This window comes from Ruminococcus sp. 210702-SL.1.03, assembly GCF_020559915.1.
Lineage (GTDB): Bacteria > Bacillota > Clostridia > Oscillospirales > Ruminococcaceae > YE71.
Genome location: NZ_JAJCLZ010000011.1, coordinates 61,190 through 84,333, shown reverse-complemented (window position 1 = coordinate 84,333; position 23,144 = coordinate 61,190). Strand labels below are relative to the sequence as shown.

The following is a 23,144-nucleotide window of genomic DNA, read 5'->3' as shown; positions in this document are numbered from 1 at the left end:
CAGGGCCTTTTATTTTAATAAGTACAAGTTCCATACCATTTTAACTGTTCTATTTTCAATACTCCTTTTAACGTTAATATACCTTCCAATGATTCATACTATAGGTTTTATATCTCAATTTGTCCTTATATTGCTAACACCATATAGTATATGGATGGTTGTTTGGAGAATAAGAAATAGAATTATAAAAAACAAATAAATTCCAGTTTATCAAGCAGTTAACACACCCAAGGAGCACCCACTACGGCTGCTCCTTTTTTCATACCTAGAGCCAAACGGCTCTTTTTTTTTATGCCCATTTCAAGGAGGTGACGCAGAATGTCAGACAAACTAGGAGTAAAGCTGGGACTAGAGGGCGAAAAGGACTTCAAGAAAGCACTGGCGGATATAAACTTATCATTCAAAGTGCTGGGTTCGGAAATGAAACTGGCAGAGTCGCAGTTCGGCAAGAATGACAACAGTGTGTCCGCTCTTACTGCCAAGAATGAAGTGCTCAACAAGCAGATTACTCAGCAGAAAGAAAAGGTCGAAGTGCTGAAAAATGCACTCGATAATGCGTCAAAGTCCTTTGGCGAAACGGACAAGCGTACTCAGAACTGGCAGATAAAGCTGAATAACGCTGAGGCAGAACTCAACAATATGGAGCGTGAACTGGACGGCAATAAAAAGGCTCTGAACGATGCCGCAAATGCTATGGATAACGCAGGCGACAACGCAGATAAGCTTGCCGACGATATGGAGGACGTGGGCGAGGAAACTGAGAACTCATCGGGGCATTTCGAGAAATTTGGTTCTGTTGTGAAAACCATAGGTGCAGCAGCAGCCGCCTCAATAGCCGCTATCGGTGCTGCCGCAGTTGCCGCCGGCAAAGAGATAGTTAGTATGGTAAATGACACTGCCGCCGCAGGCGATGAAATAGACAAAGCAAGTCAGGCGGCAGGTATGGGTTCTACTGCATTTCAGGAGTGGAGCTACGTCCTTGACCGAAACGGTGCAAGTGCCGATTCGCTCTCCACTTGGATGAAAAAGCTGAACAACAACGTTGACGATGCGGCAGGCGGCAGTGCTACTGCTGTCGAAAAGTTCAGCAGATTGGGTATCTCCATAGAGGACTTGCAGAATAAGTCAAGAGAAGATGTTTTCGCCGAAGTCATCGCAGGTCTGCAAAATATGGACAACGAATCTGAGCGTGCCGCTGTCGCAAATGACCTGCTTGGCGGTTCGGCAACTGACCTTGGTGCTTTGCTAAACTCAACCGCTGAAGATACAAACGCTTTACGCCAAAATGCTCACGACTTGGGACTTGTTATGAGCGAGGACGCTGTAAAGGCATCTGCCAACTATGAAGACGCACTAACAGATTTAAAGGGTGCTTTCACGGGAGTTAAAAATTCTATCTCGTCAGAACTGTTACCCGGCTTTACAGACGTTATGCACGGACTTACAGGCCTTATCACAGGAGAAGAAAACGCCGCAGATACGCTCAGAAACGGCATGTCTGACATAATAGACAGCGTTTCAAGTGCCGTGCCCAAATTCTTAGATTTGCTGTCTAACATCATTTCTTCGGTTTCAGCCAGTGCACCAGAGATAATCACAAGCCTTGTAAGCGGAATAATCGATAATCTGCCAATGCTCATAACTGCGGCACAGCAGATCTTGTCTGCACTCATTGACGGCATAATTCAAGCACTGCCAGCTTTAACAGACGGAGCAATTCAGCTGATACTTGCACTCACAAACGGCATTGTAGAGAACCTGCCTGCCATAACAGAGGCGGCAGTTCAGATGATAGTGACACTCGCCGCAGGACTTGGAGAGGCTCTGCCAGAGCTTATCCCTGCCATAGTCCAGTGCATTGTGACCATAGTTCAGACTTTGCTTGAAAATATGGATCAGATATTAGAGGCGGCGCTCTTGCTTATCCAAGGTCTGGCAGACGGCATAATTCAAGCTTTGCCAGTCCTCATAGACGCTCTTCCGCAGATAATCCAAAGCATAGTGGAATTTGTCATAAACAATCTGCCGCTGATACTTGACACAGCAGTTCAGATAATGCTCGCCATAATAGAAGGGCTTTTGCAGACTCTGCCGCAGTTGGTGGAGATAATTCCGCAGATATTGGAGGCAATAACCGAACCTCTAAGCGGCTTGGTGGACTTTTTCTCAGAATTGTGGAATATTATCACTGACGCTACCTCAAAAGCTTGGAACGCAATAAAGGCATTTTTCGTTGACCTATGGAAAAGCATAACAAGCAGTGTGAAATCGGCTTGGAACGGCATTTGGGACTTTCTTACGGACATTGTATCCTCACTCATTTCTGCAATTATGGATATTTTCTCGCCTATTGTGAACTTTTTGAGCGACCTTTGGAGCAATGTTTCATCGGGTGTTAAAAGTGCTTGGAGCAATATAAAGTCAAGTTTGTCAAGCACAGTTTCAAGCATATTTTCCAACATCACAAGCGTTTTCAGCGGACTGCCTGCGAAGATAGGCGGCATTTTTACTAACATTTTCGGCAAGATAAAGGACTTTGGTTCAAATGCGATCACGTCCATAAAAAGCAATATGCAGAGTTTTGCAAGCACTGCGGTAAACGCTCTTTCAGACCTGCCAAGCAAGTTTTGGGACATCGGCAAGAACATAGTCAGCGGCGTTTGGAACGGCATACAGAGTATGGCGGGATATTTTCGGGATCAGGTCGAGGGATTTTTCTCTGGCATTGTTGACGGAGTAAAGGACTTTCTAGGCATTCACTCGCCGTCAAAGGTGTTCGCCGAGATTGGCGGATATATGGGTCTTGGTTTGGAAGAGGGAATGACCGATTCGCTTGATGACGCACGAAAGAGCATGAACAAGGCTTTTCGTGACATTACGAATGACGCTATGAATGTGCAGACTAGGTTTGAGTTTGCAGGAAACGCAGGCAATTCAAATGGTGCTTTTGGTGTAAACGTTAGCGTACCGCTCTACCTTGACGGACGTGAGATAACCGCCGCATCTAGCCATATCCAAAGCGGCAGAAATCAAAGCTGTAAACGAGCATTGGGAGTGACATAATTGGCTGAGATAATTCTTAGGACTGTGGATAATACGCACATTGCTGACATTAGAAAAGTGCTGTCCTGCACGTCTGAAGAAAAGCTGACCACCGAGAAAACGCTAAGTTTTGAGGTTCTCCTGCGTGGCGATGTGGCAAGTGTAAGCGATAAGATAAAATATGTTGCTGAGTTCGAGAACGATTTTTACGATATAGTTTCGATAAAGAAAAGCCTGCAAAACGGCATTTATCAAGCGGCATTTGAGTGCGAGCATATCTCATATCGCCTTACTGACTGCAAGCTTGCGTACTTTGCAAACAACGGCACACTCAAAGAAACGCTCACAAAACTGCTTGGCGGCACAGGCTTTTCCTGCGGAGATATTCCCGATACTGAGGTCAAGGCGTTCTCTATCCCGAGTACGTCAACTGTCAGAGCTGTTGTATTAGATTTGGCGGAACTTTTTGGCTACGAAGTCGAGTTTCATCAATATTATGTGTCTATGAAAAAGCACAGAGGGAGTGAGAAAGTTCGTCCTCTTACCGACAGCAATGTTGTATCAGTATCTAAAACCACAGACTGCACCAGTGCTGAAAATTCCTACTCCTGCACGCTCTATCAGCCCGATAATATCTCGCTTGGTGATGAGGTGCAGTTTGATTTTGCAAGGCTTGATATACACGAAAGTGTGCGTATCATAGGCATTAAGCGACAGCCGTTCTCGTCAAAAAACGTGGAGCTTGAAGTAGATAACCCGTCAAAGACACTTGAACGTGACGCCGCCCAAGAAGCTGAGAACACTGTTCCTCAGAGCAAAAGATATTACGGCGTTAGGATAGGTGCGGAAGAGGGTCTGTCTGTTACTCGCTCAGACGGTGGTGCAAAGGTGGTCTTAAACGCTGATAAATTTTCGATGAAATCAGCAGATGAAAACGGAAATTTTACTGATAGGATATATTTCGACCCAGTGACTTCAGACTACAAATTTGTAGGTAATGTCACTATTGACGGCGGAAAGATAGACATTGGCGGAAATTTCAAGGTTGATGAGTACGGCAATGTGTATATGACCGGCGATTCTACGATATATGGCGGCAGATACTATGCAGGCACGCCCGAAAGCATTGATGGATACAGCGAGATGACCAGCCGTGGATTTGATGTGTTCAATAGTTCGGGCGAGCTTAAACTTAGGTTCGGCTACACAACAAGCGGCGAGGATTATCCTTTCATTCAGTTGGGTTCGGGTTCAGGCAAGGACGCTGACTATGGTTTAGTCAAAAAGTTCACTGACGGACTTTGGATAGGCAATTCCGACCCTGCTAACGAGAGCGGAGAGTTTCGTGCAAAGCAGGGCTACAACGGCATTTTCTTCAAGTTTTCGGACAACACGGCATACATTGTCCGCAACACAACGCAGAAGAATATTTACACAGGTGCGTCTATCGCGAAGTTCGGTTAAGGCGGTGTCGGTATGATAAAACCTTGGACTTGGGAAGAGTCAAACGGCTCTGCGGCTTACTGGCAAATGAAAGCGGCTGTCGAGGTGCTTTCAAACTGCGGCACAACGGCGGGCTTTTTCCACCCGGTGTGGAATGACCTTGTTGACAAAGTGAATGAAACTGCAAATGCTCTGCGTCACGGCTGGTGCAATGCTCCGCTTAAGCTATCAGATATGCTAATTTCAGAAACGTATCACCCATTGACGGCGAGAATGTTCAACACGCTAGTGTACAACACCCATTATCCGGTTTGGAGCTGGCAGGAAACGCTAGGAAGGACTGAATTCCACGGAGTTGAAACTCACGGCGAGGCGGCTGCGGATATTGTTTACGGCAGATATTTTTATGAGCTGACGGAGCGTTTGAATCTTGTTATCGCTATACTAAATGACACGGCTGACAGCATTAAGTTAAGGCTTGCGTACAAGATCTTGACGGACATTTCAGCTGACTTAAATGCTCTCCAATCAGAATATTTACGCACTCATCAAAAGCACAAGCTTACGGCCATCGGCGTTTTAACGCAGGAAAAGCTTGACACTTGGCGTTTGCACTACAAGATCCCGACAGCTGAGTTCACAGCCATTATCCAAAACGGCGACTTTGCTGAGTGCAGGGGTCAGGTGGAAAGTTATCTGAACATAAAGCGAAAGGCGAATGTTCTTTCCAGTGGTGTATTGGCGGTCAAGCCTCACTTGGCTGATGTGCTTGGAGCTTACGCTGAAATATCAACTGACAAACCGCAGATGTTTCTTGCAGATAGCATTGAAACTCCTGAAAACTTTTCAAAGCTAAACAGACTTCATTCCGTAACCTTTGATAGCAATAACTTTGCTAAGTTGGGAATTAAGGCAACTGCAAGGACTTCAAAAACTCAGTCTGTAAGATGGTCGCCGCTGTCGGCAATGCTCACTTTCGGAGCAAAAGCCTCAATGGACAAGCTGAACTTCATCGGTGCGGCACATTTCAAATCAGAGCATAAAGGCTATTCTAAACTCGATATGCGTAAGTCAGGTCAGGTTTTAGTTGATTTTAGCGACAAAATCACTGTTTTTGCCGCTCTTGAACAAGCTGATCTTTTTATCGGTTTTTCGGCTGATACAGAGCACAAAATTGCAAATTCAGCCGATATTTCATACAATATTTCGGAAAACGCTTACGCTGAGTCCAAATTCGGGCTTAGCATTAAAGCTGACGCTGGAGTGATACGCTATGCAAAGGCTAATGCTGAGAGCGTTATTCTTCTTAATGATTTCGCCAACCTTGAAACTACCGGCAGTTGGAGTTATCCTGTGCAGGAGGGTGAGGACCTCAGCATTTCGCAGGTATATGAGATAGAACAGAATAATGAACACTTGTTCTTTGACTTCGGAGTTATAGTTTGCAAGACAGCATTTGAAATATTATCACACGCAAATATCGACTGGCAGCTTAAATGGGAGTATCCTGTGCAGAGTGGTAACATTCTGTTTATCCCGCAAAGCGTGCTGGCAAGGCAATTTACAAGCAAATTGGAGGTGGATTGATGCCTGATATTTTACTCAAAACTGAAACGGGCAAGCAAAAAGAATACTATGGGATAGAAACGATAACAGTCCAGCGAGTTGGCGGCGGAACGGCGGCTTACTCCTTCGGCTATCCCGCACCTACCGAGCATTGGGAGCAGATGACGGAGTTTTTGTCGCAGAATACATACACGAAGTACACCGCCAATGTGCAGTTCGGAAAGCTTGTAAGTTCGGATATTACCGACTTCGGGCTGTGGTATCTGAGCAATTATGATGCGATAAAGCTGCTCGAAAAGACCAGCTGGAGCAATTTTCAGCCCGTTTCGGGCGGTGCTTTGCTGTCCAACAATTATTCATCCAATGAAGGTCTGTACCTATTTGACAGCAAGGAAATGACGGCACGGCAAGTCTATCCCTATGGTTACAGTTGGTCTGTGTTTCAGAAAATCTACGGAGGTTATCTTGTTTCGGGAGCAGGTATGGGCTTGCTTTTCTATGATGAAAATGCAAAAACTGCCGTTCAGATATATTCCAAAGGCACATACTGGAGCAGATTTATCGAGGTGGCAGGCGGCTATCTTGTTTCAAGCACAAGCAGTAAATCAAGTTCTTACGGCATACTTTTTGTTGACACTCAGAAACATACGGCAGTTCAAATTTACACGCAGGGGTACAACTGGAGTTACAGCATAAAGACAGACGGCGGGCTGCTTCTTTCGTCAAATTCAAGTTCCTACGGTGTAGTCTATTTTGATGAAAAGAAACGGACTGCTGAGCAGAAATATACCGCAGGCTATCAGTGGCAGTATTCCTGCGATGTTGAGGGCGGCACGCTCATTTCAAGCTACCGAAGTGGCACGGGGCTGCTGTTTTTTGACAATACCACTAAGGCTATCATGCAGGTTTCAAATCTGTCATACCGCTGGCAATATTTCTGCAAAACGGACGGTGGTGTTGTATGCTCGTCGAGCGTTTCGGGTACGGGTATTATGTACTTTGACAGCTCAACTAAAACCTTTCAGCGTGTGTACACCGCTGGCTATGGCTTTTCATACTTGACCGCTGTAAAAGGCGGCTGTCTATGCTCTTCATCGCAAAGCAGTTATGGGCTTGTTTATGTTGACGACAGCGGCACGGCAAAGGCACTTGTGAGCACAGGCTACTGGTCTATGATGAAACGTGTGGGTGATAATTGCCTTGTTTCAGGAACATCTTCTGATTGCGGATTAAGGCTTTTCGATTCAGATACAAAGAGCCTTGTAAACTTGTATGGTTCATATTATTGGAACTGCTTTCAAGAAGTCGAAGGCGGCTGTCTTATCGGAAGCTCAAACTCGTCAACGCAGGGGTTGCTGTTCTATGAAAGCACGACGAATAACTGCACTTTGCTATTGAGCGGCACTTACTGGCAGCACTTTAAGCCCACAGCAAAGGGCTGTTTGGTATCCGCTGACAGTTCGACAAACCTCGGAATTTACTACTTTAAAAACTCGTCAAAAGAGCTTGTCAAGCTTATGGACACGGGTTATTGCTGGTACAGCTGGGTGGATACCGATGGCGGAGTGCTTATCTCCAGTGCGTCAAGTTATTACGGCATTTACTGGTTTGATGAGATTGCGGAAACTGTCACGCAAAAGTACAATGGCGGCTACAACTGGAGAAATGTTCACGAGATCGACGGCGGAAAACTCATCTACTCAAACAGCACAAGTACCGGCATAGTTTACTGGAACGAGGGGGCTAAAACCATAAGCTGTTTGTACAACAGCGGCTGTTCATACAGCATTATCCACAAAGTTCGTGACGGCTATCTGCTTGCGGCGAACAGTTCAAGCTATCCGGGTATCGTCTATGTCGAGCCGTCAAATGAAAGCGGCAAAAAGGTATGGACTACCAGTTACAACTGGAGCGATTTTGAGGACACTGACAGTGGCTGTCGGATATTTCAGAAGTACACACATTTTGTTAAGTCGCTTTTTTGGAGCGATGAGGACAAACAAATAACTGAAACATAAAGAAAGGGTTGATTTTATGGCATTTACAAACACAGGAAGTACGGCAATTTTAAACGGACTTATCGGAAAATCGAGCAGCGGCCCGCTTTCAAACTGTTACTTAGCACTTAGTTCGACCACGCCTAATCAGGACGGAACGAATTTTACAGAACCGTCAAGCACGGCGGGCTATGCTCGTGCGGTAGTTGGACTTTCGAGCCAGTCGGCAACGCAGGTGATGAACCCGCCTGTCAACGGAACTACCCAGAACAAGGAGATAATCTTCTTTCCTGAGGCGTCCGCAAGCTGGGGAACGCTGACGCATTTCGGGCTGTACTCAGCGGCGAACGGCGGAAATCTCATTCTTTACGGGGCGTTGTCCTCGCCTATTACTGTTGCGGCGAATTACGTTCCGCTGTTTCGTGCGGGCAATTTCTCGCTGACGTTGACTTAACTGAAAATTTGGCATAGGAAAGTTGGTGATCATCGTGCCAAAATATATTGAACTTTCGGCTCAGACAGAGATCGCTTTGTCTGAGCTGTTTTCATCTAACAAACCAAAAGAAGATGATAAAAAATCAGATAAAGGAGATGAAGAGAAATGAAAGAATTATGGAACACATTTCAAGCCGTAATAGCGGCATTGGGCGGTTGGCTGGGGTATTTTCTTGGCGGGTGTGACGGTTTGCTGTATGCACTGATAGTCTTTGTGGTGCTTGACTACATCACAGGTGTGCTTTGTGCGATAGCAGACCGCAGGCTTTCCAGTGCAGTTGGGTTCAAGGGTATCTGCCGCAAAGTGCTTATCTTCACACTTGTCGGCATTGCGAACATTCTTGACGTTCACGTTATAGGTACTGGCTGCGTTGTGAGAACGGCTACAATTTTCTTTTACATATCCAACGAGGGTGTGTCGATATTGGAGAATGCGGCGAACCTCGGTTTGCCGGTGCCGAAAAAGGTAAAGGAAGTTTTGAAACAGCTCCACGAGGGAGCAGAAAGTGAGGACGAAAATGAGAGGGATTGATATTTCGCAGTTTCAGGGGAACGTAAATTTCAGCAAAGTTAAGAAATCGGGCATTGAATTTGTGATGATCCGTGCAGGTTTTGGACGTTACGAAAGTCAGCGTGACCCGTATTTTGAGAGGAACTACAAGGCGGCTAAAGCGGCGGGGCTTCATGTCGGTGCGTACTGGTACAGTTATGCTCAGTCGGTCGATGACGCCAAGCAGGAAGCCAAAGTTTGTATGAAGATAATCAAAGGCAAGCAGTTTGATTTTCCTATCTTCTTCGATCTTGAAGAGCGTTCGCAGTTTGCCAAAGGCAGAAATCACTGCGACGGTTTAGTCAAGGCTTTTTGCGGAGAGCTTGAGAAGAACGGGTGGTTTGCGGGGCTTTACATAAGCCGTTCACCACTTCAAACTTACATCTCTCCGACCGTTGCAAAGCGTTATGCTCTTTGGGTGGCTGAGTATGGTTCACGCTGTAACTATGGCGGCTCTTACGGCATTTGGCAGTATTCGTCTACCGGCAGAGTGAGCGGCATCAGCGGAAATGTTGACCTTGATGTATCCACTGTGGACTATCCGACAGTTATCTGCAAGGGCGGGTTTAACGGTTATGCTAAAGGCTCTGACAAAAAGTCTGTTGACACTCTTGCTCGTGAAGTCCTTTCCGGCAAGTGGGGCAATGGGGCTGAGAGGAAGAAGAGGCTGACAGCGGCAGGGTATGACTATGCTAAGGTGCAGAAGAGGGTCAATGAACTGCTCAGATAACTGAATATGTTTAGTTGATACGCCCATCGGGATTTTTTTCTCGGTGGGCAAATTTTTTTATCCTTCGTTATAAAAAGAGGGAAGAAATGTCCTTAATATAGTAGGAAGCATTGTGCTTATTGTACAGCTTTCACGGAAGAATACCGACTTATGATCGTGTAGTATATATCTGCACATTTGCTTGAATAATATCGCTTTTAGAGGTAATATTTATAGTATATATAAGTTGGATAATATTAGTATTTATAAAGGAGATGTATTTCATGAAAACTGAAAATCCGGATCTGATGCTCAAAAAACAGACCCTCGCCGCTTGGACAAAACTGCTGCTCGATAAAGGCGACATCGACCTCAGAAAATACAACAGAATGCTCGTTCTTATCGAAAGACTTACGGCTTGAACAAGCATATGTTTAACGCTTTGATAACTAATTTAGAAATGTTTTCCCTCCCGTTGACTTGTGTTGTTCGGTATGGTATAATCATTAGCAATGATACCAAAGCAAACCGATCGGGCTAAGGCATTAAATCTAAATCGAAGGAGCGATCTATATGGATATTTACGCAGCCGCGGATATTATGAAACGCGAGCGCAAAACGATTTTTGACCTTGAGATGAATGTTACATTCTACGCACGAGTTTCCACTACCCGTGATGAGCAGGAAAATTCGATAGAAAACCAGATAAACTTTTTTACCGAGATGATAAAGTCGAATCCTAACTGGACTTACGTTGACGGCTACATCGACAGGGTGAGGGGAGAGCACGCCGAAAACCGTGCAGAGTTTATGAGAATGATCGAGGACGGAAAGGGCGGCAGGTTCGACCTGGTGCTTACAAAAGAGGTAAGCCGTTTCGCCCGAAACACTATCGACAGCCTTACTTACACCCGTGACCTGCTTCGTGCAGGTGTGGGCGTTTATTTTCAGAACGATAATATCTGCACCATTGACTCTGACAGCGAAATGCGGCTTACCATTATGTCGAGTATCGCCGCAGACGAAGTAAGAAAGCTTTCAGAACGTGTGCGCTGGGGACATAAGCGCGCTATCGAGGGCGGAAACGTTTTGGGAAACAGCCGCATTTTCGGTTACGATAAAGACGACTGCAAGCTCATTATAAACGAATCTGAAGCGGAAATGGTTCGCATGATCTTTGAGCTTTATTCGACAGGCGATATGAGCGTTCGCAAGATAGAGCGTATACTTTACGATAAAGGATACCGCGGACGCAGCGGAACACGCATACAGCACAACACGATCTCGAGCATTATACAAAATCCGAAATATAAAGGCTATTACTGCGGAAACAAGGTCAAGATAGTTGACTACCGTACAAAGGAACAGCGATTTCTGCCAAAGGAAGAATGGGTAATGTACAAGGACGAGACCGGCGAGGTAGTGCCCGCCATTGTTTCGGAAGAGATATGGGAAAAGTGCAACATGATATTTGAACAGCGCAGTACGGTGATAAAGAGCCGTGAGCACTCTTTCAAAGACAAGAGCGTTTTTACGGGCAAGATATGGTGCGGCGCACATGACAGACCTTATTGGCGAACAAGCTATTCAAACAGCGTTTCGCTCGGCAAGCCTGTCTACCAGTGGATATGTTCAGAGAAAAAGAAAATGGGTGCAAAGACCTGCTCATCTTTTGCGATAATGGAGAGCGAGCTTTACACTATGCTTTCAGAGTTTTTCGTTGACATTGCAGAAAATCTTGAGGACTACGTTGAAACTTTTCTGAAGATATACAAAGAAGCTGACCGCTCGGCAGAGGCGGTAAAACAGCTCAACAGGGTAAAGGTACAGCTGGAAAAAGAAAACCGCAAGCGCGACAAACTGCTGGAGCTTTACATGGAAGAAACGATAACCAAAGCGGAATTTACAAAACGCAATACCGAATGCGGCGTCATCATTTCAGACTTGGAGGAAGAGGTACACCGCATTGAGAAAAAGATAGCGGGAGATGACGACTACGCAGACCGCTTGAAAAAGATAGAAAAGTACTTCCGCAAGATGTACGACCCTAACGCAGAAATGAACAAGGAACAGGTAGACGCAATGGCAAAGGCGGTCATCGACCGCATAACGGTAGTGCCGATAAGCGAGAACAAAATGAAGCTTGAGGTAAAGCTGAAAACAGGGGAGTCAGAGCCGATGACCTATATAAGAAATGGGGAAAGGTACGGTCGGCGTTCCGGACTCACGAGCAAGAAGATGATCGACGCTTATAAGACCGGCAATAAGCAGTAATTTGCTTTCGCCATACGCGGGCCGCTGCGCCCGCGCTACATATTTTTTTGTGTAATATCTGTTGACAAACTGTGTATATTGTGATATAATTATTCTGCGGCGCGCACCTTTTGGTTTAGTCTGCCCAACTCGCCGCTGATTATGTGATTTACTGTAAATATGAATATCGGGAGATTTTTTGATGGATAAGAGTAACCGCGCCGATGTTAAAGCAGTATGCGTTATCGCGGGGCTGGTCGGCACAGTGATACTGCTTTGTCAGCTTTTTACACTAGTTACTTGGAAAAGCACTACCGCTGCGGTGGATGCTGTCAACCGCATGGGGCATACCCGCCGCGGCGGCGTTGCCGGCTATGAGATGTACTATACATACGAGGTGGACGGGCAAGTCTACTCCGGCGAAAGTACCGTGCTGAACGCTATCTCGCGCGAGGGCGACCGCGTAAGGGTCTTTTATAAGCGCTCAGACGTCGCGCGCTCTACCGCTTTGCAAAGCATAGTGCGCAAGCTTTTCTTTGGCGTCGTGCTTTTCGCGATGGGGCTTACAGTCGTCGCACCCAACGCTTTCAAACGTCTGCACAAACGCAATATTTAAGGCAAAAATAAACGGGAACAGTTTTTGTGAACTGCTCCCGCTTTTTTCTGCGCGAAATTATTCTTCCGACATCTTGCGCAGAAACGCTTTCGTGCGCTCGTTGTTCGGGTTGTCTATAACGTCTGCGGGCGCGCCCTGCTCTACTACTAAGCCGTCCGCCATGAAGATCACGCGGTCTGATACGCTGCGCGCAAAGTCGATCTCGTGCGTTACTATCACCATCGTCATCTTCTCAGCCGCCAGCGCCCTCAGAACTTTCAGTATCTCAGCCGTAAGCTCGGGGTCGAGCGCGGAGGTCGGTTCGTCGAAGAAAAGTATCTCGGGCTTCATGGCGAGCGCGCGCGCTATCGCTACTCGCTGCTGCTGTCCGCCGCTGAGCTGGTAGGGGTAGTAGTCGCCCTTGTCGCTAAGCCCCATCTTCTTCAGCAGCGCCGCCGCTTCTGCCATTACCTCCTGCTTGTCGCGCTTCTGAACGTGTATCGGCGCGTCGGTGATGTTCTGCAAAGCAGTGTAGTGCGGAAAGAGGTTGAAATTCTGGAAAACCAGCCCGAAATACCCCTGTATCCGTCGCAGATCGGACTTTGCCGCGTAGCATACCGTTCCGCTCTCGCTCGTTACCGCCGTTTCGCCGCAGTAAGCTATGCTGCCGCCGTCTATCTTTTCCAGCATGGTAAGGCAGCGCAGAAAAGTCGATTTTCCCGAGCCGGAAGGGCCGATTATCGAGATAACTTCGCTTTGCTCGACCTCCATGCTTATGTCTTTCAGTACGCGGAGGTCGCCGAAGCTTTTGCTCAGATTTTTTACCTCCAGCAGAGTTTTTTTGCTTATCTCAGCCATTTGCATAGACCTCCTGTTTTATCTGTAATAATTCAGCTTTTTCTCGATGCGCTCCATCACGAATGCTACCACGAAATTGAATATGTAGTAGAACACGCCCGCGATGAAAAGCGGCATTATGGTAGTCTGCGCGGCGGCTATCTGCTTCGCCAGCGTGAACATTTCGGTGAATGATACCGCAAACGCCAGCGAGGTATCCTTTACCAGCGTGATGACCTCGTTTGTTACCGAGGGTATGATGTTCTTTATCATCTGCGGGAAGATTATCTTTACGTTCGTCTGCATTCGTGTGTAGCCCAGTACCTCTGCCGCTTCGTACTGTCCGCACGGTACTGCCTGTATGCCCGAACGGTATATCTCGGCGAAATACGCTGCGTAGTTTAGCGTGAAGCCGATTATTACTGCCGCAAAACGGTAGTTTGGCGGGGTGTGCACATTGAATAGGTAGTAAGGCCCGAAGAACACTACCAGCAGTTGCAGCATCAGCGGTGTGCCGCGCGCTATGGATATGTAAAGCTTTATCAGCCAGCGCAGGGGAGCGAATTTCGACATCCTGCCCGCCATTACCAGCAGACCAAGCGGCATCGAAAGGATTATCGTAAGCACGAATATCAGCGCCGAAGCCAGCAGACCGCGCAGCAGCTGCGAGGATATGTTGGCGAATTTTTCGCCGAAGCCGGGCTTCTTGTCTTTCGCGACCGCGCTGTCGCTGACGTTGCCGTTTTCGGTAACTTCGTCGCGCGAAAGGCATACGCTTTCCTCAAGACCCCAGTCCTTAGCTATCTTCTCGAAAGTTCCGTCGTCCAGCATATCGAAAAGGGTGTTCTGCACGGCGTCGCGCAGCTCGGTGTTGCCGAGCAGGAAGCCCACGCCGTACTCCTCGGCAGAAAGGTGGTCGTCAAGCATTTTAAATCCGCCGCCGCGAGAGTTCATCTCGTAGCTGGCTACGCCAATATCCATCGCGATGGCGTCTACCGCGCCGGAATCGAGGTTCATGAAAGCGCTGTTGTAGTCGCCCACCTGCTGTAAGTCTTTGAAGCTTTCCGCCAGCGCAAGGTTCTCTTCGGTAGCGTCCTCGCCCGTGAGCGCCGCCAGCGCCGAGCTGTCAGCCTGCACCGCTACTATCTTGCCTGCAAGGTCGTCAAGCTCGTTTATGCCCGAGTTGTCCTTTACTATGACCACCTGCGAGTTGTCAACATACGGCACGCTCCAGGTGTACTTGCTCTCGCGGCCGTTCATCGTGAAGCCGTTCCATAGGCAGTCGATAGTGCCGTTTTTCAGCTCCATGTCTTTTGAGTTCCACTCTATCGGCTGTTTTTTCAGCGTCCAGCCGTTTCTGTCGCAGACCTCCTGCGCGAGGTCTAGGTCGAAGCCGACGTATTCGCCGTTGTCGTCCTTGTAGCCGTAGGGCGGGAATTCGGCGTCGAAGCCTACTATAAATTCCTTGTCCTCCAGCGTGTTTGCAGAGGCGCTCATAGTCAGCTCGGCGGGCGATATGTACACCGCCGCCGCTGTCATAACGGCCGCCGCCGCAAAGCTTATCAGCTTTTTCAGTATCAAGTTCAGTACCCTCATTTCGTATTATTTTATCATCATATTATCGTGTTGACACATTCACACGTTCGCACGTTCGCACGCTTTTCTTTTAGCGCGCTAAAGCGCAGCAGGCAGGGCGGGGAAGTGACCGCCGCCTGTATCATGTTCAGTATGCTTAGTTCGCTCAGTCAGCCGTGTATGCCAGACCCAGTACCGAGAAGTAGCGGTCGTCTTCGCCGTCCGCCATGGTTATCTCTATCTCGTACTCTGCGTTTTTAGCCGACATGCCTATGCACTTTGTCTGCGGATTTCCCCAGCCGCTCTTGTCAACGGGGTCGAGGTCGAATTCGTCGTAAACTTCGCCGTCTTTAGTAACGGTTATGTGCGCCTTGCCGTAGTCGCCCCAGTTGTTTTCCTCGTAGATAAGGTATACGAATCTGCCCGTCAGCGTGAATTTCAGCGTGCCGTTTTTATCGCCGTACTTGTGCGTCCAGCCTTCGTTGAAATGCGCGATGGTCGAGCCTTCCTCCCAGTTCTCCATCTCGGGCTTGCAGTTGGTATTGTCAAGCATCTGCGCGCCGTACTCGTGGATAGAGTTTATCGGCTCGGTGGGGTAGGTGTACTCCTCAGCCTTTTGATCCATCACGGTGTCGAAATAGTTGTCGATCATCTCAGCCACCAGCGTGTGGCCGTACTTGTTCGGGTGCGACTGGTCGTCAGAAAAGTCCTGCCATACCATCTTGCCGTTATCGAACATATACTTTATCGCGTCGCTGTAAGAGATCATCGGCAGGCCGTAGTACTCGCCCTGCTGCTGCATATATTCCTGACAGGTGTGGCCGTTTTCCGTGCGCGCGAACACCAGCACCACCGCCACATCGTTCTCGATCAGCGTGCGGATTATCGACTCGTAAGCGCTCTGATAATCGCTTTCCATGCCGTCATTTACCGCAAATTCCACGAAGCATATGTCGGGGTCGGTCGAGAGCACATCTCTTTGCAGGCGAAGTATGCCCAGCTTTGAGGGTGTGCCGCTTATGCCCGCGTTGTTGTAATTGACGTTTTCGCCTGTGCCAAATTTCTCGGCGATGTGGTCGTAGGTCAGCTTAGCCCAGCAGGTATCGGGCGTAGCGCCCACGCCCTCGGTTATCGAGCCGCCGAGGTACGAGATATTCAGCTTTTCGCCCGCCTGCGCCGCTTTCAGCTTTTCCTGCATCTTGCTGACGTTGCCGTAAGAGGTCAGCGATTTGTTTATCATTGCCGTGTGCCATTCCTCATCGGTCTCTGGCAGCTTTTCCTCTTCGCTTGAGGTATCAGCCGCGCTCGCGGCGCTTTCGGCAGTGCTTTCCGCCGACTTATCTCCGCAGCCCGTCAGCCCCGCCGCGCAGGTACTGAGCATCGCCAGAGCCGCCGCAGCCGCTACGATCTTCTTTGCTATCATATATTTTTCCCTTCTCAAAAACTCAGCCCCTCCTCCATATAGCGAAGGAAGGGCTGAATGCTTATTTTTCAGATGTGATCTATTGACCGTATGAGCTTACAAGCCTATCAGTTGATAACGCTCTTCTCGGTCTCCTTATCGAAGATATGGATCCTGTTAGGATCAAGAGCAACCTGGATCTCGTCCTGAGGACGTGCGGTAGATCTGGGCGATACTCTTGCAGTCAGAGGAATACCTTCGCAGGTGAGGTACAGGTATGTCTCTGCACCCATCATTTCGGTTACTTCAACGGTGGTGTTGATAACGCCGGTCTTAGCGTTAGAGATGAACATTTCTTCATCGTGGATGCACTCAGGACGAATACCGAGTACAACTTCGCGGTCTACCAGCGGCTCAAGAGCCTCAGCGTCAGCCTTGCCCTCGGGTACTTCTACGGTGTACTTTACACCTCTGCTGGTCTTGGTATCTTCAGAGCCGAACTCTACGAGATACTTGCCGTCTTTCTTTATCAGCTTAGCGTCGATGAAGTTCATCTGGGGAGATCCGATGAAGCCTGCAACGAACTGGTTTACAGGGTACTGATAGAGGTTCTGAGGAGTATCGATCTGCTGGATGTAACCGTCCTTCATAACTACGATACGGTCACCCATCGTCATAGCCTCGGTCTGGTCATGGGTTACATAGATGAATGTAGTACCCAGCTTCTTATGCAGCTTCGAGATCTCAGTTCTCATCTGCGCACGCAGCTTAGCGTCGAGGTTGGAAAGAGGCTCGTCGAGCAGGAATACCTGAGGCTCACGAACTATTGCACGACCCAGCGCAACACGCTGTCTCTGACCACCCGAAAGAGCCTTAGGCTTTCTGTCGAGCAGGTGAGCGATGTCGAGAACTCTTGCAGCTTCTTCTACCTTCTTAGCTATCTCGTCCTTAGGAACCTTGCGGAGCTTCAGACCGAAAGCCATGTTCTCGAATACTGTCATGTGAGGATACAGAGCGTAGTTCTGGAAAACCATTGCAATATCTCTGTCCTTAGGTGCGATGTCGTTTACGAGTCTGTCGCCGATGTACAGCTCGCCTTCGCTGATCTCTTCAAGACCTGCGATCATACGCAGGGTAGTAGACTTACCGCAGCCGGAAGGGCCAACGAGGATTATGAACTCCTTGTCCTTGATCTCGATGTTAAAGTCGGAAACCGCAATAACGCCGCCGGGGTACTTCTTATAGATCTCTCTTAATGATACACTTGCCATTTAAATAGGACCTCCCTAATTTTGATTTTGCTTGATTTACATTAATTAAGAATCAGGGCTTAGCCAACTATATGAGCGCTCCGGCTGAGTAAGATCCTGCCATATATAGCGCCATAGCTGCACCCTTTTTGCTATAATAATATCATAACAAATTTTTCATATAGTGACAAGAGTTTTTTTTACTAAACTTTCGCGGCGGTCTTTATAAATATTGACGAAAAATCATAAGGGATTTACATATACTGTCAATTGCTATCGCCGCGGCACAAAAGTTTTTCAACATCTTTGTGCATAAGTTCCAAACAGCCGCCGAGCGGCAAATTTGGGTCTAAAGCCAGCCCGCCGATGCTTATCCTCTTTAAATATACCACCCTGTTTCCCGCCGCTTCAAACATTCTTTTCACCTGATGAAATTTGCCCTCGTGCAGGGTAAGGGCGCAGGCGTGCGGGTCGTCCCCGTCGGCGCAGCACTCGGCAGGCAGACACACCTCGCCGCCGTCGATAGTTATGCCCTCGGCGAACAGCGCTTCGCAGGCGGGGTCGTATGGCTTTTCCAGCCGCACATAGTAGGTCTTGGGCACATGGCGAGAGGGAGCAAGCATATTGTGCGCCAGCTCCCCGTCGTCAGTTATAAGCACGAACCCCTCGGTGTCCTTATCCAGCCTGCCCGCGGGAAAAAGTCCGCGGCGGCGCAGCTCTTCGGGCACAAGCTCCAGCACAGTAGGCGTTCTGCCCGCCCGCGTAGAGCATATGCAGCCCTGCGGCTTGTTGAGCATTATGTATATGTGCTCTTTGTAGCCGACGATCTCGCCGCAGACCTCTACAGTATCGGCGGGGTCTACGTTCATCTCGGGCTTTTTCGCCGCCGCGCCGTTTACCTCCACCTTGCCCGCGCGCACCAGCTTTTTCACATCGCTGCGCGAGAGGTCGATGCGCTGCGATGAAATGTATTTGTCTAACCTCATTATTGTATACACGTCCCTTAACGTCAAGCGCCTTATTTCTCATTTGTGCTCATAAGTCCCTGCATAAAGCCGTCAAGCTCCGAACAGCTGACGTCGCCGCCGATGAGCCTGCCCTCGCAACCGATGATGGTGAGGGTCATGCAGTCCTTATGTCCTTTATAATTATACACCGGATACGAATAAATTTCAACCTTTTTTCCTTTATATTTTGTCAGATCAAAGCCCTGCTGCTTCTGAAGCTCGTTGTAGGCGGAGTACACCTCGTCAAATTCGGCGGGTATCTCGGCCGTCTTGTGCTCAGAGGGCTTCTCAGAGGTCTTCCAGCCCAGTTCGGCTATCAGCGTTTGGCGCTGCTGCTCGGTCTTTACGGCGTATGTCTTGCCGCCGCCCGCTGCGCGCACCACGCAGAGCACTATCAGCAGCACCAAAGCGGCGCACACCGCGGCGGCAGCGGCTATCGCCGCAGTCTTTTTCACTTTCAGAGTCTTTACAAACATAAGTATCCTACCTTTCGTTTTGTCAGAATTTGCTTTTGATTGATATATATGCCCTGCGGCCGAGATGTAGAACAAGCGCTGACAAGTTTTCTGTTGTTTAAATAGAATAAATCTTGATCAAGTGGTATTGTGCAAAACAAACAAAAATGAGACTGCAAATTGATATAAACTTACGATTTTGCTTTTTTTGTTTAAAATCTCTTTGACAATTTCAGATTTTGTGGTAAAATAGATTATAGGTAATACTGCGGAAAGCTCTGAGGGTGTTTGCGTAAAGCGGCGGCTTCGGACGAGTACACCGCCGGTTTGTGAGGGAAGGGATCGGCAGGGAAGCGTAAATTTAAGTATTACAGTTTATTTTATGCGGCTGGGATCGCTCGCCGCGCCCGCAGCCTTTTCGCTTCGGCGTTTCGGCAGCTGTGCGGGCATATACACACGAAAGGGGCAGAAGGATCTTATGTCAAAAATTATTGCGGTAACCTCCGGTAAAGGAGGCACAGGCAAATCTTCTATCAGCGCCTGTCTGGGTTACGCTCTTGCTAAGCAGGGCAACAGAACTCTTATCATCGAGCTGGACTTCGGTCTGAGATGTATGGACATCATGCTCGGTATGCAGGGCAACATCACTTACGATCTGGGCGATGTTCTTGAAGGCACCTGCGATGTTTACAAGGCTACCACCACGGTAAAGCTGGCTTCAAATCTCTCGGTGCTCTGCGCTCCGTCAGACCCGTTCGTACAGCTCAAGGCTGAGGACATAGAGAAGATAACTTCGGAAATGAGAAAGTATTTCGAGTACATAATCATCGACACCTCTGCGGGTATCAATAATTCGGTATTCGATATAGTTACAAATTCAGACCTTATCCTTATAGTTACCACGCCCGACCCCGTATGCGTGCGCGACGCCCGCATGATGTCAGACGAATTTTATAAGAGAGGCAACCAGAAACAGCGCCTTGTTATCAATAAGGCTAACAAGAGGATATTCGAGTACGACGATATAGACGACCTCGACGCTATTATAGACACCGTAGGCGTACAGCTTCTCGGCGTTATCCCCGAGGACGCGGCTATCCCGCTGGCTACCGGTAAGGGCGCGCCCCTCTCCTCCAGCTCTATGGGCTTCCTCGCATTCTCGGCTATCTCAAGAAGAATTAAGGGCGAGCATATACCGCTTTCGATAAAGGCGTAAAAACGCCGCAAACATGATCTGTCTTTGGGGGGATTTATTTTGAATATAGCGCTTATCGCTCATGATACAAAAAAAGAACTGATGGTGCAGTTCTGCATAGCATACTGCGGCATCCTCAGCAGAAATAATCTCTGCGCTACCGGCACTACCGGCAAGCTTGTTTCTGAAGCTACCGGCTTGAAGATACAGAGATATATGAGCGGAGTGCAGGGCGGCGCTCAGCAGATAGCGGCGCGCATTTCCTGCAACGAGATAGACCTGCTTTTGTTTTTCAGAGATCCTATTTCCGCGAAGCCGCATGAGCCCAACGAGGCTAACCTGCTCAGGCTCTGCGACGTGCATAATATACCTGTGGCGACCAACATCGCTACGGCTGAGGCGCTTGTACACGCCCTCGACCGCGGAGATCTTGACTGGAGAAATATAGTAAACCCCGTAGCTCCCGAGCGCTCGTAAGACGCAAAGAGTACGGCTAAAATCGAATATCTGTCACATAAAGGCAGCGACGGAGGAAAGCAGCACAGCGAAAGCCATGCACAGCGAGGACGGTACGGTGAGAGCGTCCGCATAGCGGCGGTGATTATGACGCCTCTAACAGCCTGCGCCTGAACTAAAGGGCGCGCGTAACCTCTGCGTTAAAGAGATGATGAGAGGCGGCGAAAACTTACGGCTTTTTCCGCAATTAGGGTGGTATCACGATCATTTATGCAAATTTTGGTCGTCCCTTTTTGAGGGGACGGCTGTTTTTGTTTTATAAGGAGAATTATGGATAACAGCAGACCGCTGCGGCTTTCGCAGCTCGATACTTCGGCATTGGACAGCGCTCTTGTGGATAAGCTACTATTTGAGGGGCTGGAGTACGGCGGCGAGCGGGCGGACATCATAATGGTGCTGGGCAGCCGAAAGGCTTGCGAATACCGCGTTCCGCCGGCGGCAAAGCTACTTGAGCAGGGCGCGGCGGATAAGCTGCTTTTCTGCGGCGGCAGGGTACAGCGCACGAAATTCGGCGAGATGGCGGAGTACCGCTCGATGCTTGCGGCGGCGCAGCAGTTTGGCTTGCCGATGGAAGCGATATGCACCGAGGAGCGCTCTATGAACACCGCCGAGAATTTTAAATTTTCGCGGGAGATACTCGCGCGGCAGATACCCCGTGGAGGCAGCGTGATACTCGTTACTACGGCTTACCATATGCGCAGGGCGATAATGCTCGCGCGGCGGATATTGCCCGAGTACCGATTTATACCCGCGCCCGCCGACTGCTGCAGCACCCGCCGCTCAAACTGGCAGCTTACCGAAAAAGGCATAAGAACCGCGCATGCCGAGGCTGAAAAGCTTGCGGAATACGCGCGTAAAGGATATATCGAAAATATCGAGATATGATAGATCACGAAAGGAATTATTATCTATGGCTACATTAAAGGTTCAAAGACCAAAGGGCACGCAGGACGTAGTGCCCTCGCAGATGTACAAGTGGAACACGGTAGAGGGTATCGTGAAAGATACCGCCTCCGCTTACGGCTTCCGCGAGATACGCATACCTACTTTTGAGGACACCGCACTCTTCGTTCGCTCGGTGGGCGACACTACCGACGTGGTGCAGAAAGAGATGTACAGCGTTACCGCAAAGGGCGACGCCGACTTTTCTCTGCGCCCCGAGGGCACGGCGGGCACTATTCGCGCGCTGATAGAAAACGGCATACTAAACGAGGGATTTCCGCAGAAGGTTTTCTACGTTCTCTCCTGCTTCCGCCACGAGAAACCGCAGGCGGGCAGACTGCGCGAATTCCACCAGTTCGGCGTAGAGATGGCGGGCACTAAAGACCCCCGCGCCGATGCCGAGGTCATCTCTCTCGCAAAGTCGATAATCGACACGGCGGGTCTGCGCGGGATAAAGCTTTTTATCAACTCGATAGGCTGTCCCGAATGCAGAGCCAAATACCACGCCGCGCTTAAAGAATATTTCGCAGGCAGAGCCGACGAGCTTTGCGACACCTGCCGCGGCAGACTTGAAAAGAACCCCATGCGCATACTCGACTGCAAGTCGCCCGTCTGCTCTGAGATAGCCGAGGGCGCGCCCGTTATCCTCGATTACCTCTGCGAGGACTGCCGCGAGCACTTTGAAAAGCTTCAGCAGTACCTCACGGCTATGGATATAAAGTTTGAGATAAATCCGAAGATCGTGCGCGGTCTGGATTATTATACCAAGACGGTGTTTGAGTTCGTAACTACCGACATCGGCGCGCAGGGCACTGTTTGCGGCGGCGGCAGATACGACGGACTTATAGAAACTCTCAGCGGCAAGCCCTGCCCCGCCCTCGGCTTCGCCATGGGTCTTGAAAGGCTGATACTCACAATGGAAAAGCAGGGGCTTGACTTCGCGGCGGAGGACACCTGCGATATTTACATCGCTTCTATGGGTGATGCGGCTTCCGTAAAGGCTATGCAGATGTGCGCCGAGCTGCGCGCCGACGGCGTTTCGGCTGAGTGCGACGTGGTAGGCAGAGGTCTGAAAGCGCAGATGAAGTACGCCGATAAGCTGGGCGCGAAATTCTCAGTAGTTCTCGGCGACAGCGAGCTTGAGAGCCAGACCGCCGAGCTGAAAAATATGCAGACGGGCGAAAAGGTAACTCTGCCGATAGACGAGCGCTTTAAGGCGGCTTTCAACGCTATGCTCATCTCGCATATGCTCTCCGCCGAAGAGATAGAAGAGCCGTTTGACGAGCTTGAAAGCGGCGACATTACCGACTAACGA

At 49.0% G+C, this 23,144-nt stretch carries 20 protein-coding genes; 14 read left to right on the top strand and 6 right to left on the bottom strand.

The genetic code is table 11. The features are described 5' to 3' along the window. Positions 1 to 318: 318 nt before the first annotated feature. The 10 genes from LI114_RS07655 (at position 319) to LI114_RS07610 (ending at position 12,671) form a co-directional block, all read left to right on the top strand. Positions 319 to 3,063, top strand: a complete 2,745-nt coding sequence (locus tag LI114_RS07655) for a phage tail protein (protein ID WP_227220165.1) — start codon at positions 319 to 321, stop codon at positions 3,061 to 3,063. Beyond that, positions 3,064 to 4,506 (top strand): phage tail protein, encoded by a 1,443-nt coding sequence (locus LI114_RS07650; protein ID WP_227220164.1) that lies wholly within the window; start codon positions 3,064 to 3,066, stop codon positions 4,504 to 4,506. A 66-nt stretch (positions 4,507 to 4,572) separates the two neighbouring features. Continuing rightward, positions 4,573 to 6,072, top strand: coding sequence for a hypothetical protein (locus tag LI114_RS07645; RefSeq protein ID WP_227220163.1), 1,500 nt, complete (start codon positions 4,573 to 4,575; stop codon positions 6,070 to 6,072). Then, on the top strand, positions 6,072 to 8,069 hold the full coding sequence (locus LI114_RS07640) for a hypothetical protein (protein ID WP_227220162.1): 1,998 nt from the start codon (positions 6,072 to 6,074) through the stop codon (positions 8,067 to 8,069). The genes LI114_RS07645 and LI114_RS07640 overlap by 1 nt, the downstream gene beginning before the upstream one ends. Positions 8,070 to 8,085: 16 nt before the next feature. Continuing rightward, positions 8,086 to 8,502, top strand: coding sequence for a hypothetical protein (locus tag LI114_RS07635; RefSeq protein ID WP_227220161.1), 417 nt, complete (start codon positions 8,086 to 8,088; stop codon positions 8,500 to 8,502). 147 nt (positions 8,503 to 8,649) lie between these two features. Next, positions 8,650 to 9,075 (top strand): holin family protein, encoded by a 426-nt coding sequence (locus LI114_RS07630; protein WP_227220160.1) that lies wholly within the window; start codon positions 8,650 to 8,652, stop codon positions 9,073 to 9,075. Then, entirely contained in the window at positions 9,062 to 9,823 is a 762-nt protein-coding gene (locus tag LI114_RS07625; RefSeq protein ID WP_227220159.1) for a GH25 family lysozyme, read from the top strand. Before LI114_RS07630 ends, LI114_RS07625 begins: the two co-directional genes overlap by 14 nt. Positions 9,824 to 10,086: 263 nt before the next feature. Further along, positions 10,087 to 10,224 (top strand): hypothetical protein, encoded by a 138-nt coding sequence (locus tag LI114_RS07620; protein ID WP_227220158.1) that lies wholly within the window; start codon positions 10,087 to 10,089, stop codon positions 10,222 to 10,224. A 151-nt stretch (positions 10,225 to 10,375) separates the two neighbouring features. Further along, entirely contained in the window at positions 10,376 to 12,076 is a 1,701-nt protein-coding gene (locus tag LI114_RS07615) for a recombinase family protein (RefSeq protein ID WP_227220157.1), read from the top strand. A gap of 181 nt (positions 12,077 to 12,257) precedes the next feature. After that, positions 12,258 to 12,671 (top strand): DUF3592 domain-containing protein, encoded by a 414-nt coding sequence (locus LI114_RS07610; protein WP_227220156.1) that lies wholly within the window; start codon positions 12,258 to 12,260, stop codon positions 12,669 to 12,671. Positions 12,672 to 12,728: 57 nt separating this feature from the next. Here LI114_RS07610 and LI114_RS07605 read toward each other — a convergent pair whose 3' ends face one another. From LI114_RS07605 to LI114_RS07575, 6 genes are all read right to left on the bottom strand, one after another. Beyond that, positions 12,729 to 13,508 (bottom strand): amino acid ABC transporter ATP-binding protein, encoded by a 780-nt coding sequence (locus LI114_RS07605; protein ID WP_022127667.1) that lies wholly within the window; start codon positions 13,506 to 13,508, stop codon positions 12,729 to 12,731. 18 nt (positions 13,509 to 13,526) lie between these two features. Further along, entirely contained in the window at positions 13,527 to 15,068 is a 1,542-nt protein-coding gene (locus LI114_RS14300; RefSeq protein ID WP_319638296.1) for an ABC transporter permease subunit, read from the bottom strand. Between the two features lie 160 nt (positions 15,069 to 15,228). After that, positions 15,229 to 16,485: an SGNH/GDSL hydrolase family protein gene (locus LI114_RS07590; protein ID WP_227220155.1), complete on the bottom strand. Its 1,257-nt coding sequence runs from the start codon at positions 16,483 to 16,485 to the stop codon at positions 15,229 to 15,231. A gap of 107 nt (positions 16,486 to 16,592) precedes the next feature. Then, positions 16,593 to 17,735: an ABC transporter ATP-binding protein gene (locus LI114_RS07585; protein ID WP_022127664.1), complete on the bottom strand. Its 1,143-nt coding sequence runs from the start codon at positions 17,733 to 17,735 to the stop codon at positions 16,593 to 16,595. 245 nt (positions 17,736 to 17,980) lie between these two features. Further along, positions 17,981 to 18,700, bottom strand: coding sequence for a pseudouridine synthase (locus tag LI114_RS07580; RefSeq protein WP_227220154.1), 720 nt, complete (start codon positions 18,698 to 18,700; stop codon positions 17,981 to 17,983). A 32-nt stretch (positions 18,701 to 18,732) separates the two neighbouring features. Continuing rightward, complete coding sequence (locus LI114_RS07575; RefSeq protein ID WP_227220153.1) at positions 18,733 to 19,197, bottom strand: DUF4830 domain-containing protein; 465 nt, start codon at positions 19,195 to 19,197, stop codon at positions 18,733 to 18,735. A gap of 457 nt (positions 19,198 to 19,654) precedes the next feature. On the opposite strand from LI114_RS07575, the gene LI114_RS07570 reads away from it, so the two are divergent. From LI114_RS07570 to hisS, 4 genes are all read left to right on the top strand, one after another. Continuing rightward, the gene (locus LI114_RS07570) at positions 19,655 to 20,392 is read left to right on the top strand and encodes a P-loop NTPase (protein ID WP_022127661.1); all 738 of its coding nucleotides are present in this window, start codon (positions 19,655 to 19,657) and stop codon (positions 20,390 to 20,392) included. 39 nt (positions 20,393 to 20,431) lie between these two features. After that, on the top strand, positions 20,432 to 20,848 hold the full coding sequence (gene mgsA / locus LI114_RS07565) for a methylglyoxal synthase (protein ID WP_022127660.1): 417 nt from the start codon (positions 20,432 to 20,434) through the stop codon (positions 20,846 to 20,848). Positions 20,849 to 21,157: 309 nt separating this feature from the next. Then, on the top strand, positions 21,158 to 21,772 hold the full coding sequence (locus tag LI114_RS07560) for a YdcF family protein (RefSeq protein WP_227220152.1): 615 nt from the start codon (positions 21,158 to 21,160) through the stop codon (positions 21,770 to 21,772). A gap of 25 nt (positions 21,773 to 21,797) precedes the next feature. Then, positions 21,798 to 23,141 carry a histidine--tRNA ligase gene (gene hisS / locus LI114_RS07555; RefSeq protein WP_227220151.1) on the top strand — a complete coding sequence of 448 codons (1,344 nt, stop codon included), beginning with the start codon at positions 21,798 to 21,800 and terminating at the stop codon, positions 23,139 to 23,141. Positions 23,142 to 23,144: the final 3 nt, after the last annotated feature.